Annotated in this window: 12 protein-coding genes and 1 riboswitch; of the genes, 10 read left to right on the top strand and 2 right to left on the bottom strand. The window is 33.4% G+C overall.

Annotation, left to right across the window (positions count from 1 at the left end; all coding sequences use genetic code 11):
- The first annotated feature begins 65 nt into the window (after positions 1 to 65).
- A riboswitch (SAM-I-IV-variant riboswitch) is annotated at positions 66 to 162 on the top strand.
- Positions 163 to 215: 53 nt separating this feature from the next.
- The 5 genes from BUA03_RS10455 (at position 216) to BUA03_RS10475 (ending at position 6540) form a co-directional block, all read left to right on the top strand.
- Complete coding sequence (locus tag BUA03_RS10455) at positions 216 to 1538, top strand: Na+/H+ antiporter NhaC family protein (RefSeq protein WP_066077475.1); 1323 nt, start codon at positions 216 to 218, stop codon at positions 1536 to 1538.
- A 186-nt stretch (positions 1539 to 1724) separates the two neighbouring features.
- The gene (gene fabG / locus BUA03_RS10460) at positions 1725 to 2471 is read left to right on the top strand and encodes a 3-oxoacyl-[acyl-carrier-protein] reductase (protein WP_066077477.1); all 747 of its coding nucleotides are present in this window, start codon (positions 1725 to 1727) and stop codon (positions 2469 to 2471) included.
- A 72-nt stretch (positions 2472 to 2543) separates the two neighbouring features.
- Positions 2544 to 4571 (top strand): hypothetical protein, encoded by a 2028-nt coding sequence (locus tag BUA03_RS10465; protein ID WP_066077657.1) that lies wholly within the window; start codon positions 2544 to 2546, stop codon positions 4569 to 4571.
- Positions 4572 to 4590: 19 nt separating this feature from the next.
- Positions 4591 to 5487: a LysR family transcriptional regulator gene (locus tag BUA03_RS10470; protein ID WP_066077479.1), complete on the top strand. Its 897-nt coding sequence runs from the start codon at positions 4591 to 4593 to the stop codon at positions 5485 to 5487.
- Between the two features lie 75 nt (positions 5488 to 5562).
- A complete protein-coding gene (locus BUA03_RS10475) occupies positions 5563 to 6540 on the top strand; it encodes a YeiH family protein (RefSeq protein ID WP_066077480.1) in 978 nt (325 codons plus the stop codon).
- Here BUA03_RS10475 and BUA03_RS10480 read toward each other — a convergent pair.
- Positions 6524 to 7273 (bottom strand): YoaK family protein, encoded by a 750-nt coding sequence (locus BUA03_RS10480; RefSeq protein ID WP_066077482.1) that lies wholly within the window; start codon positions 7271 to 7273, stop codon positions 6524 to 6526. The two genes, BUA03_RS10475 and BUA03_RS10480, sit on opposite strands and share 17 nt — an antisense overlap.
- 97 nt (positions 7274 to 7370) lie before the next feature.
- Between BUA03_RS10480 and BUA03_RS10485 the strand changes: the two genes are divergently transcribed.
- Positions 7371 to 8369: a zinc dependent phospholipase C family protein gene (locus BUA03_RS10485; RefSeq protein ID WP_066077484.1), complete on the top strand. Its 999-nt coding sequence runs from the start codon at positions 7371 to 7373 to the stop codon at positions 8367 to 8369.
- A 57-nt stretch (positions 8370 to 8426) separates the two neighbouring features.
- On the opposite strand, the gene BUA03_RS10490 is transcribed toward BUA03_RS10485, so the two are convergent.
- Positions 8427 to 10526: an LTA synthase family protein gene (locus tag BUA03_RS10490; protein ID WP_066077487.1), complete on the bottom strand. Its 2100-nt coding sequence runs from the start codon at positions 10524 to 10526 to the stop codon at positions 8427 to 8429.
- Positions 10527 to 10669: 143 nt separating this feature from the next.
- Here BUA03_RS10490 and BUA03_RS10495 point away from each other — a divergent pair, with 143 nt between their 5' ends.
- Genes BUA03_RS10495 through BUA03_RS10510 form a run of 4 tightly spaced genes read left to right on the top strand, consistent with a single transcriptional unit; the run spans position 10670 to position 13799 of the window.
- Positions 10670 to 11107 (top strand): thioredoxin family protein, encoded by a 438-nt coding sequence (locus BUA03_RS10495; RefSeq protein WP_066077489.1) that lies wholly within the window; start codon positions 10670 to 10672, stop codon positions 11105 to 11107.
- Complete coding sequence (locus tag BUA03_RS10500; RefSeq protein ID WP_066077491.1) at positions 11104 to 12090, top strand: FAD:protein FMN transferase; 987 nt, start codon at positions 11104 to 11106, stop codon at positions 12088 to 12090. Before BUA03_RS10495 ends, BUA03_RS10500 begins: the two co-directional genes overlap by 4 nt.
- A gap of 10 nt (positions 12091 to 12100) precedes the next feature.
- Positions 12101 to 12313, top strand: coding sequence for a DUF4266 domain-containing protein (locus BUA03_RS10505; RefSeq protein ID WP_066077493.1), 213 nt, complete (start codon positions 12101 to 12103; stop codon positions 12311 to 12313).
- A 43-nt stretch (positions 12314 to 12356) separates the two neighbouring features.
- Positions 12357 to 13799, top strand: a complete 1443-nt coding sequence (locus tag BUA03_RS10510) for a DUF3570 domain-containing protein (RefSeq protein ID WP_066077494.1) — start codon at positions 12357 to 12359, stop codon at positions 13797 to 13799.
- Positions 13800 to 13803 lie beyond the last annotated feature (4 nt).

Raw genomic sequence — 13803 nt, forward strand, 5'->3', positions numbered from 1 at the left:
TTTCCTGATTTATTACTTTTTTGGATAAAAATTTTATTTTTTCATAAATTATTAATTACTTTTGCATCCGTTATCACGAATCCTGTAATAGGATAGCAACCTGCAACAACAAGCAAGGTGCTAAAACGATAAGCCAAATCCTTTGGAAAAAATGTTGTTTTACATTCCCATTTTTAGCTTCGTTTTCGTCATAATTTTAATTTTTAATTCTTTTTATGACTACATTTTCAAAAGAAACCGGAAATCCCTTTGCGTTGATTCCGTTGTTTGTATTTATTTTTACTTTTTTAGGAGCAGGAATTGTCTTGAATGATTTTTATGCTTTTCCTTCGCCAGTAGCTGTTCTTGTTGGAATCATAGCTGCTTTTTTATTGTACAAATCATCAACTGAAGATAAAGTCGAGACCTTGATAGCAGGTTGTGGCGAAAGCAAAATTATGACCATGTGCTTAATTTATTTATTGGCGGGTGCTTTTGCAGTGGTAAGTAAAGCTATGGGTGGCGTTGATGCTGTAGTGAATCTGGGTATCAATACAATTGACGTGGCTTATTTTCCACTAGGAATTTTCTTGATCGCTGCTTTTTTATCTACAGCAACAGGAACTTCAGTAGGTGCTATTGTAGCCATTGGACCAATAGCGGTTTCACTGGCCGATAAAAGTGGTGCTTCTTTACCTCTAATCTCGGGTGCTTTATTAGGCGGTTCGATGCTCGGGGATAATCTATCCATGATTTCTGACACCACTATTGCAGCGACTCAATCATTAGGATGTGAATTAAAAGATAAATTCAAGGTGAATTTGTTCATTGCTTTTCCAGCGGCACTACTGACTATTTTAGTTTTCTTTTACTTGGGGTTAAATTCTGATATTGTTGCTGTAGCGATTGCAAAAAATGATTTTTCATGGATTGCAATTGTACCTTATTTATTAGTTATAGTTTTAGCTGTTATAGGCGTGAATGTTTTTTCTACATTGATTATAGGTACGTTATTAGCGGGTAGTATTGGGTATGTTGGAGGTTCGTTTACGATAATGGAATTCACTCAAAAGATCTATGAAGGTTTTACGAGTATGACCGATATCTTTTTACTATCGATGCTTACTGGCGGACTCGCTGCAATGGTTGACAAAGCAGGTGGAATTACCTATCTGTTGGTCCAAATCAAAAAACGAATCAAAAATAAAAAATCAGCACAAGCTGGAATTGGGGCTTTGGTAGGCTTTGCTAATTTGGCTATAGCCAATAACACCGTTTCCATTGTAATTACAGGACCAATTGCAAAAGAAATTAATGATGAGTATGAGTTGAGTTCGAAAAAAACAGCAGCGATTTTGGATATTTTTTCGTGTATTGTACAAGGGATTTTGCCTTATGGTGCACAAGTATTATTAATATTAAGTTTTGCAAATGGCAAATTAGATTTTTTTGATTTGATTAGTAATGCTTGGTATCATTTGTTTTTACTCGCCTTTACGTTAGTCGCTATTTATAGTTCGTTTTGGGATAAACTGGTCAAACGATTTTTTCACATCTAAAAAGGAAATTTTATGAGTGTTATTGAAAGTGAAATTTTTTTTAAGAAAGGAAAAAGTATATATTTGGCAAGTCGTTTTTAGCCCTGATAGCAATGGAAATCCTTTTCTATTTTTTCTTTAAAAATAGAAAAGATTGCAATGAATAGCAGGAATAGCTCAAAATAAAAAATAAATTAATTTTTGATTATGAAATTATTAGAAGGAAAAGTTGCCATTATCACAGGAGCAAGTCGCGGAATTGGGAAGGGAATTGCAGAAGTTTTTGCAAAACAGGGTGCAAATGTTGCATTTACTTATAGTTCATCAGTAGAATCAGCAATGGCTTTAGAGAATGAATTGAACGCTCTTGGGATTAAAGCCAAAGGATACCAATCAAATGCTGCTGATTTTAATGAAGCGCAAACGCTTGTAGATGCCGTTATAGCTGAATTTGGAACAGTTGATATTTTGATAAATAACGCTGGAATTACTAAAGACAATCTATTGATGCGCATGTCAGAAGACGATTTTGATAAAGTAATAGATGTAAATTTGAAATCGGTTTTTAACATGACTAAAGCCATTCAACGTACTTTTTTAAAACAAAGGTCTGGTTCGATTATCAATATGAGCTCTGTTGTGGGTGTTAAAGGAAATGCAGGTCAAACCAATTATGCTGCTTCTAAAGCAGGAGTTATAGGTTTTTCTAAATCAGTTGCTTTAGAATTGGGTTCTCGTAACATTCGTTGCAATGTTATTGCTCCAGGATTTATTGAAACTGAAATGACGGCAAAATTAAACGAAGATGTGGTCAAAGGATGGAGAGACGGGATTCCATTGAAACGCGGTGGAACGACGGAAGATGTTGCTAATGCCTGCCTTTTCTTTGCTTCAGATATGAGTGCCTATGTGACGGGACAAGTTATGAACGTTTGTGGCGGAATGCTTACCTAAAATAGGAATCGGTATTTAGTTTTCAGGATGTCGTTCTGAGAACCTACATTGATTATTGAAATCAACCAAAATATGACTACAACCAACATACTACTATTACTTTTTTCTTTATTAATAGCGGGTGGTTTGTCCTATTTTCAATATTTCTATAAAGCCAAAAACAAATCGAAAATCGGTTGGTTTTTGGCTTTTTTACGTTTTTTATCCATTTTTGGAATTTTACTGTTGTTGATTAATCCAATACTAACTAAAAATACACTTGAAACGGTAAAAACACCGCTACCAATTGTGGTAGATAACTCCAGTTCTATTTCGTTTTTAAATGCGAATGAAAAAGCATTGGAATTGTATAAAAAAATAGAATCAAATTCGGCGTTACAAGAGAAATTTGAGGTGCAATTGTATCGATTTTCAGACGATTTTGAACCTGCAACAACACTTGACTTTAAAGGAGTACAGACCAATATTGATGCTGTGTCCAAAAATTTAAAAAGTATTTATAAAAACACTATTTATCCAACGGTTTTAATTTCAGATGGGAACCAAACTTCAGGTACTGATTATGTGTATAGTTTTGATGCTACAAATAAAGTATATCCCTTAGCAGTAGGCGATACAACTACTTTTTTAGATTTCAAAATCAATCAATTGAATGTGAATAAATATGCTTTTCATAAGAACAAGTTTCCTGTAGAAGCTTTTTTACACTATTCAGGAACTAAAAGCATAACTGCCACTTTTATTATTTCGCAAGGAAAAACAGTTTACAGTCAACAATCGATTGCTTTTTCAGCTTCTAAAAAAACGGCAACAGTTAGCTTACTACTGCCCGCTGATAAAATTGGATTACAGCTTTTTAAAGCTACTATTTCATCCAAAGAAAAGGAAAAAAATCAATACAATAATACGAAGAATTTTGCCGTTGAAGTACTGGATCAAAAGACTAAGATTGCACTTGTTTCGGCAATAAGCCATCCTGATTTAGGAGCATTAAAAAGAGCTATTGAATCTAATGTACAACGTAAAGTAACTATCGTTAAACCTAATGATATTAAATCATTACAAGATTACACTATTCTTATTTTATACCAGCCTACTGCTGAATTTAAAACCATTTTTGATACTAGTAAAGCGGCTGGAATCAATACGTTTATTATTACTGGAAACAATACTGATTTTAATTTTTTAAATCAACAACAGGATAATTTAGACTTTAAAATGAGCGCACAAAAAGAAGAGTATTTATCCGTTTTTGATACGCAATTTAACTTGTTTGCAGTTGAGAATATTGGGTTTGAAAATTTTCCACCATTACAAAACGCTTTTGGCACAGTAACTACAAAGGGAGCAATCTCAGTTTTACTGTCGTCCAAAATTAGAACTATCGAGACTAATGCCCCTTTACTCGCTTTTGCAGAAAATCAACGCAAACGAGTTGCTTATCTTTTGGGTGAAAACAGTTGGAAATGGCGTTTACAAACGCATATAGATAATCAATCTTTTGAAAAATATGATCTTTTCATAGATAAGATTGTTCAATTTTTAGCTTCTAATAACTCCAAAAAATCATTGGTAGTAGCGCATGAAAGTTTTTACAACTCAGGCGAAGCAATCGAAATTACAGCTCAATATTTCAATAAAAACTATGAATTCGACGAAAAAGCAAGATTGACAATTGCTGTTACTAATACTAAAACGAAACAAACGACGAACTACGATTTGTTGAAAGGAAACAATTCCTATAAAGTGAATCTGGATGGACTAGAATCGGGTTCCTATTCCTTTTCAGTAAAGGAATTAAATTCTAGAACGACGTACTCCAGCCGTTTTGAAATTCTTGATTTTGACATTGAAAAGCAGTTTATCAATCCTGATGTAGAGAAATTGACACAATTAGCATCGCAAACACAAGGAAAAATATATTTTCCAGACCAAATAAATGGTTTAATAAAAACACTTTTGGAAAACGAGGATTATAAAGCCATACAGAAAAATAGTGTAACCAAAACACCATTGATTGACTGGATTTGGTTATTAATCTTGATTTCCATTTTACTTGCGACGGAGTGGTTGGTTCGAAAATACAATGGATTACTTTAAGTAAATACAATGAAATACAATGGATTTTAGACTAAAAGTTTTTTATACGGTTGCCAATCGTTTGAGTTTTACAAAAGCAGCAGCGGAATTGTTTATTTCGCAACCAGCTATTTCAAAGCACATTCAAGAGTTAGAAGAACATTATAAGATTAAACTTTTTGATCGAAGTGGATCAAAAATCTCCTTGACAACTGCTGGGGAAGTATTGTTACAACATACCAAAAGTATTTTTGAAGTGTACCGCGAAATAGATTTTGACATGAGTACCCTCATTAATCAACGTTCGGGATTGTTGCGAATAGGCGCCAGTACAACAATCTCTCAGTATATAATCCCACCACTTTTAGCTCGATTTCATCAAAAGTTACAAGATATAAAAGTGAGTTTACTGAACGGAAATACAGAACAAATTGAAAACGCTTTATTGAAACAAGAAATTGAAATTGGAATTGTAGAAGGACAATCTAAAAATAAGTCTATTAAATATGCCGCGTTTTTAAAAGATGAATTGGTTTTAGTTTGTAACAGTTCCAATCCTTTGAGCAAACGTAATGAAGTGACGCAAAAAGATTTAAAAAGGATGCGTTTTTTAATGCGAGAACGAGGTTCAGGAACACTTGAAGTTATTGAACATGCGTTGAAACCATTTGAAATTAAAATATCCGAATTGCAAATTGAAATGCAATTAGGCAGTACTGAAAGTATAAAATCTTATTTAATAAATTCTGATTGTGTAGCTTTTATATCGATTCATGCGATAAAAAAAGAACTTAAAAGTAATGAATTGGCAATATTAAATATTAAAGAGCTGATAATTGAACGTTTCTTTTATATCATCACCTTGCAAGGAAAAACAGATTCGCTTTCGGATTTGTTTATACAAAACATTTCAAATCATTATAATTTAAAGTTATAGTAGATTACAATTTACGATTGGGATAAATTGTTTTATCTAAGCACCTTTGTACCGTAATAATTCAATTACTTTACAATGGAAACGCATCATAAAGAAATTCAAAAACAACCTTTTATTTTTTTTAAAGTTAATGCCAAATTGCAGCAACTCATTTTTTTTGTGTTGCTATTATTTTGTACAACAATTTTTGTCTCTCCGCCTATAGCCTTAGTATTAGGATTACTACTCGCCAATCTTTTTGGACATCCATTTTTAAATTTAAATCATAAAGCGACTAATTATTTGTTGCAATTTTCAGTAGTGGGTTTGGGATTTGGTATGAATATTCACAGTGCTGTTTCGGCAGGAAAAGAAGGTTTTTTGTTTACCGTGATTTCTATTTTCACCACTTTGGTTTTAGGAACCTTTTTAGGAAAATTATTTAAAATTGATAAAAAAACATCCCATTTAATTTCTTGTGGAACTGCAATTTGTGGAGGTAGTGCAATTGCAGCAATCGCTCCCGTAATCAAATCCAATGAAAAAGAAACGTCTGTCGCTTTGGGAGTCATATTTATTCTGAATTCAGTAGCACTTTTTGTTTTTCCAGCAGTAGGGCAGTGGTTGGGTTTATCTCAGCAAGAGTTCGGCTTGTGGTGTGCAATTGCCATACATGACACCAGTTCTGTGGTAGGAGCAGCGAGTAAATATGGTGCAGAAGCCTTGCAAATAGCCACAACAGTAAAATTAGCACGGGCGCTATGGATTGTTCCCGTAGCGTTGATCACTTCCTTTATTTTTAAAAATAATACAAAGAAAATTAAAATTCCTTACTTTATAGGATTGTTTATTTTGGCTATGCTTTCTACTACTTACTTGCCACAAATGAATCTTATTACGCCCTATTTTGTTTCAATTGCTAAAATTGGTTTGACCATAACTTTATTTCTAATTGGAGCCGGGTTAAATGGAACTATCTTAAAAGCGGTAGGACTAAAACCGTTAGCACAAGGGGTTTTGCTATGGATATGCATTGCCATCGCTACATTAGTTGCAATTATTTATCTAAAATAGTTTTATGATGAAATGTTTTTCTTTTGATCACATGAAATTGCAGTCGGATATAATCATACATAAGAGCAATTAATAAAAAAGTAGCAGCAATAAAAAGTGTTTTCATTTTCAGTGTATTATAGAGAAAACCACCTGAAAAACAGCCAATAAAAAAGAAAATGATGATGGATAGCCGAAGATAGATACTTATTTTTAATTTTTTCTTTTCGTCTGGCTTTTTATAAAAAAACAATTGAGACAGTTCAATTCCAAGGTCTGTAAAAAGCCCGGTTAGGTGGGTAGTTCGAACTATAGATTGTGAAATTTTTGTCACTAAAGAGTTTTGTATTCCCATGGCGAAAAGCATCGAAAAAGCAATCCATTTTCCTTCCATACTAGATAAGGCTGCTTGTGTTCCAAAAACACCAACAGCAATCAAAACAATCATTTCTAGAGAAATGGGCAGTACATGAGATAGATTAGGATGTTTTTTTGAAATCAATTCTGCTAAAAAATTAGAGGTAAAGGCGCCAAATAAAAAGAAAATAGTGAATACAAAAAAGGTAATAGCGGCTACGTAATCGCGTTTCATTATCTCTTCGGCAAAATAGGCGAAATGCCCCGTAACGTTAGTAGTTAAAGTTTGAATGGATAAAACTCCCGTAATATTTACAATTCCAGCTACAAAAGACAATAAAGTAGCCAAACGAAGATTGTGAACAAAAGTTCTATTTTTTCCTTGATGTCGAAACATAATTGTACTTTTCTTTTTTAATTAACACAATCTTAAATCCTTTTTTTTCTAATAACGAATTAAAGAAATACATTTGTCTTTCAAAAAAATAAATTTAATGAAAAATTTTAAAATTAGACCTACGTTTATTGCTTTATCTGCTCTTGGCGTTGCTTTTCTTCTATTGTCATGGGGAGTTATAGGTCATGAAAGAATTAACAGAGCAGCAGTAATGGCATTGCCAAAACCATTGCAAACTTTTTTTTACAATCACATTGATTTCATTACACAAGCATCTACTGTTCCAGATTTAAGAAGGAACGTCTTAAATGACAAAATGGAGCCGCCACGTCATTATTTTGACATGGAGAATTTTGGTGCTGTGGAAACTTTTCCAAAAAATATGGAAGAAGCAAAGGCTAAATATGATGAAAAGTTTTTGACTAAAAACGGAATCTTGCCTTGGCACATCCAAGATATGATGGCCAAATTAACTAAAGCTTTTAAAGAAAAAAGAAAAAATGAAATCCTATTCATTGCGGGTGATTTAGGTCATTATATTGCAGATGCACACATGCCATTGCATACTTCAGACAATCATGATGGACAAAATACCAACCAAAAAGGAATTCATTCTTTGTGGGAAAGTCGTTTGCCTGAATTGTTTGTAAAGAACTATAAATTGAATGTAGCACAAGGACACTATTTAGAGAATGTCGATAAAGCAACTTGGAATATTATTTTTGATACACATCGTTTAGTCGAACCACTGCTAGCTGCCGACAAAAAACTAAGAACCGCAACACCCGAAAACAAAATCTATGTGACCGACGCTACTGGAACTATCGTTAAAAATAAATATGGTGGCATGTTATATTCTGATGAGTATGCGGGTAAATTACATACGGATTTAAATGGGATGGTGGAACAACAAATGAAGAAAGCGATTACGGCAACGGCAAGTTTTTGGTACACCGCTTGGGTCAATGCTGGAAAACCAGACTTAAGCAATCTCGATGCTAGTGAACTTACAAAACGCAACAGTAAAAATCTAAAAAAAGATTTGAAAACCTTTGAAAAAGGAAGTCTTTTTGGATTAATAAATGAAAAAGAATAAATGCTCCTTTTCTAATTAAAAAACGGGTGAGACTTAAATCTCACCCGTTTTTTTATGCTAATTAATTTTTTGATACTTTTTGTTTTTCAACATATCGGAGGCAGTTTGATAGTATGAAACGGTTTCGTTAACTAAATCTGTTCTTTCTTTTTTTAATGGCGTTTGTTCGTAGAATATTTGGAAATCCAGCGGTACTGTCTGGTTTGGTTTCAACGCTAGCTGAAACTGTTTGACGCTTTTTTTAGGTGAAATAACCGTCAAAATATTGTCTTTTATCAATCCTAAATCCTGGTACGTTGCAATCAAGGCTCTAGGTTTATAATCTGGTTTTAACACATCTTGACCATAAAATTTACTTTGGTATTTAAAGTTTAATAGCCCTAAAACGGTTGGCATAACGTCAATTTGTGACATCAAATTAGTGTAATTTTGAGGTGCTACAAATCCAGGACTAAAAATCATAGCAGGAATTCTGTATTTATCTGCAGGAAGTTCTGTTTTGCCAGCACTTGAAGCACAGTGATCCGCTAAAATGACAAATACAGTGTTCTTGAACCAAGGCTGTTTTTTAGCCATTTCAAAGAATTTTTTGATGGCAAAATCAGTATATTTTACACCACCATCTCGCGATTTTGCATCGCCGGGAATATCAATTTTTCCATTGGGGTAAGTAAAGGGCCTATGGTTACTCACCGTCATAATATGATTAAAAAATGGCTTGTTAGTTGAAGCCTCTTTATTCATAATCCCAATAGCTTTATTGTACATATCTTCATCGCAAACTCCCCAAATATTATCGAAAGTAATCTCGTTTGGTGCAAACGTCTTTTTATCTACGATATCGTATTGATTTCCCGCGAAAAAATTTTCCATATTATCAAAAAAAGCATCGCCTCCATACATGAATTTTACGGCATACCCTCTTTCTTTAAATATAGCTCCGGTCGAGAATTTATTTTTATTGTCTTTCCTTTTTACAACACTTTCGCCCGCTGTGGGAGGAAAACATAGTGTAACCGCCTCAAGACCGCGCACTGTTCTGTTTCCTACCGCATAAAGATTAGTAAAAACCAAACTTTTTGCTGCTAAACTATCTAGAAAAGGAGTGATATTATTCTCGTTTCCATACATTTTCATAAACTCTGCACTGTAACTTTCGATTGTTATCAAAACCACATTCTTATGATTTTCGGCAGCTTCACTTTGAATTTGTCTCAAGGTTGTTTCTCCAGAGATTTGTGGAATCTGTTGCTTTAATTGTGCATAGGCATCAGCACTAGGAACGGTTTTATAAAATTTAAAATAGTCTAGCTCACTATTCATAAATGCCAAATAGAACTTATAAATTCCGTTCGCTTGCAATTCATTTGCAAAAATATTTTGTGAATTTTCCTTAACCGATAAAGCTGGAATGGCAAAAAGAGACAATCCAAAAAGGAGGAAATAAATTCCTGAAATTTTCATTTTTTCAACGAAAGCAGGAATGCTTTCGATATAAACTTTCGATTTTTTTACAATAATATAGGTTACTAGACCAGCAATGATGAATAGTGCTGAAAATATGGGGATAACTGGATATGATTCCATAATATTTCCAATCACTTCATTCGTGTAAATGAGATAATTTACAGCTATAAAATTGTACTTCACTCCAAATTCATTCCAGAAAAAGTATTCACTGATGCCATTTTGTAAAATTAAAACCACATATAAAAAGATCACAAAGGAAAATAGCCAGTACCGAATTTGGCTCCGATATTTAGGTAAAAAAAGAAGTGATGCAAATAAAATTGTTTTTATCGAAAGAAAGGCAATTACGATTTTTGGCAAAGCACTTCCATATTCATTGAGCACCGTGTTTCCAAAGGAAATATAAAGCATTAGTGCAACTAATAATCCAAGGATTAAGTAGCCATAAGGTTTAAAATATTTGGAATTAGATATAAAAATAAGGTAGAGCCATAAGAAGCCACTAACTAGCACGAAAACAAAAAAATCAGATAAAAAACCAAAGACAAATAAGGACAATGTATCCATCCAAGTAAAGGTTGCTTGAGTTATAGGATGAAAAAATAGAATTATTCTTAAACAAAAACTAACGGTAATGTAAAAAAGGAGTAAGTAATAGAATGGAGAGACTTTTTTTGATAAATTCATGTATTTATATTTTTATGTAAAAATATAATTAATTTATAAACTTAATTTTCTACCTAAATTAATATTGACTTAAGATAGAATTTAGCGGGTTCCAAAACAAAATAAAACCAATAATTTTACTAGGAATTTAAAATGCAATTACAATGAAAAAAAAAATATTGATTTTGTTTCTTTTCATAGGGACAATGGGCTATTCCCAAAACTGGAAATCTAGTTTTGAAGAAGCAAAATCGCAAGCTATTGCAGAAAATAAAAATATTATACTTGTGTTTTCCGGATCTGATTGGTGTGCACCTTGTATTAAATTAGATAAAACAATTTGGCAATCTAAAGAATTTAAAAAGGAAGCCGATGAAAAATGGGTCTTGTACAAAGCTGATTTTCCAAAGAAAAAAGCAAATTTGTTAGGTGCTGAAGTAACAAGTAGCAATAAAAAAATGGCTTCGGAATATAATAAATCTGGAAATTTCCCACTGGTACTTCTTTTAGATAAAACGGGCAGGGTATTAGGGATAACAGGATATAAGAACACAGGTCCAGAGCAATACATTCAACTCATTCATTCTTTTGAAATCAAATGAGAAAAACAGTCTGTATAGGTTTTTTGTTAGCATTAATAGTAGCTAATGCACAAATTGCGCACAAGCGAAAGTTGTCAATGTTAGGAAGTCCTTTTGAGGTAACCGCTGTTGCTACCGACACTATAAAAGCTAATGAATATATTGATTTGGCTGTAGCCGAAGTAAAACGTATCGAGAATTTAATTTCTGATTGGATTCCCACTACACAAATTTCTGACGTAAATAGAAATGCAGGAATAAAACCTGTAAAAGTAGATGCAGAAGTTTTTGATTTAGTAGAACGTTCCATCAAAATTTCTCAAATTACAAAGGGTGCATTTGATATTTCGTACGCTTCCATGGATAAAATATGGAAATTTGACGGTAGCATGAAAACTATGCCGACGGAGGAAGCCATAAAAAAATCAGTTGCAAAAATTGGATACAAAAATATTATTTTAAATAAAAAAGAACAGACTATTTTTCTAAAATCAGCGGGAATGAAGCTAGGCTTAGGCGGAATAGGACAGGGATTTATTGCTGACAAAATAAAGGATTTGTTATTCTCAAAAGGCTGTACAGCTGGAATTGTAAATGTTTCAGGAGATATTAATGCCTGGGGAAAACAACCAGATGGCAAATCTTGGAATATTGGAATAGTAAATCCTTTGAACAAAAATAAAATATTTGCAACTTTTCCCATCGAAGATAGTGCCGTGGAAACATCAGGTAGTTATGAGAAGTACGTTATTTTTAATGGCATTCGCTATTCTCATATTATCGATCCCAGAACAGGTTATCCAGCTACAGTAGTAGTAAGTGTATCCGTTTTTGCTAAAAAAACTGAGATCGCAGATGCTTTAGCAACTGGAATTTTTGTGCTGGGGGTGGATGTCGGGTTGGATTTAGTAAATCAAATTAAAGGTGTTGAATGTATTATTGTAGATGATAAAGGCAAGATTCATTCCTCCAATGGTATTGATGTTCAAAATATAACTAAATAAAAAAGTGAAGATGATAAATAAAATAGCCTTTTTGTTTTTTACAGCATTGATTTTACAGTCCTGCAGTTCCGTAAAAGAATACGAGAAAGAAAAAATTAACGATCCTGATATGAAATTATCAGCGAGAACCGCGGAACGATATGAGACTTCTTTTCAAGTGTATCGGGAAGCTGCTGCAGGAGCCAATGGAGGAAAATCTGGCGGTGGTTGTGGGTGCAACTAATTAAAAGCATGTATTTAGATGGTAAATTTGAATCCTTGAAAAAATGAAAATAAAAATTTTATCTTTTTTTATCTTACTGACTACTGCTGCTTTTGCACAAGATAAAGATCCGGTATTTAAAAAAAGAGTGCTAGAAAGTACGGAAGTTGACTTTTTAGCCAGTTACTACGATCAAAATGGTTCAAGATCAGCTGTCTCAGGCGGTATAGGATCTGAAAAACTTACAGATGTAGCCTCAAATATTGTGGTGGCAATGCCATTGAATGATGATGATGTTTTGACTATTGATTTGGGAATATCAGCCTATTCATCAGCTTCTTCAAGTAATATAAATCCATTTAATTCCACTGGCGCTTCTGCTGGAGGAGGTGGCGACGATGATGATAGAGTAGCGGGTGGAAAAGTAATGGCTTTAGGTCCTTCTGGAACGCCATGGCAAGCTTCATCTGGTGCGTCTAGAAGTGATCAATTGGTGTCGGTGGTTGCTAATTACAGCCATAGTAGTGACTCCAGAAATTTTATATGGAATACAGATGTTTCTTTTTCAAATGAATATGATTACACTTCTGTTGGGTTTGGAGGCGGAATTGCCGGTCTTTTTAATGAAAAAAATACAGAATTAAGCTTGAAAGTAAATGCATATTTGGATCAATGGAGACCAATTTATCCAACGGAATTGCACGAATATTCTAACTATGGTTCTAACTTTTTAAACCAAGGCTATTTTAATGGAGTAACGGTTTTGGATCAAAATGGACAATCTACCGCCAATTATTTGCCATCAGCATTTCAAACGATAAATGCAGTGAATAGAAACTCTTTCTCAGCATCCATAGGTTTTTCTCAGGTCTTATCTAATAAATTACAAGTGTCCGTATTTTTTGATGTATTGCAGCAACAAGGATTATTGTCTTCCCCATATCACCGAATCTATTTTGCTGACAAAGCTAATTTTTACATTGGACAAGCGCAATACATTAATAATTATGAGAGTACAAGCAATGCTGGAGTCTACAAATTAGCAGACGATATTGAAAGATTACCAGATTCTCGTTTCAAACTTCCTATTGGAGCCCGTTTAAATTATTACATTAATGAACACTTCCTATTGAGAACGTATTATCGTTTTTACTCAGATAACTGGAACATTCAGTCTCATACCGCTACTGTTGAACTTCCTGTGAAATTATCAGACAAGTTTACTGTTTTTCCAATGTATCGGTACTATACACAAATAGCTTCTAAATATTACGCACCGTACGAAACACATTTATCCACAGAAAAATTTTATACTTCAGATGCGGATTTAGCCACATTTGATGCTAATCAATACGGTTTTGGTATCAACTATACGGATATTTTTACGGCCTCGAAAGTATGGAAATTTGGTTTAAAAAACATTGATTTCAGATTCAATCACTATGAACGAAGTGATAATCTTAAAGCTAATATTGCTACAATTGGTTTCAAGTTTGTAATGCAATAAAGCT

The organism is Flavobacterium fryxellicola (assembly GCF_900143245.1).
GTDB lineage: Bacteria > Bacteroidota > Bacteroidia > Flavobacteriales > Flavobacteriaceae > Flavobacterium > Flavobacterium fryxellicola.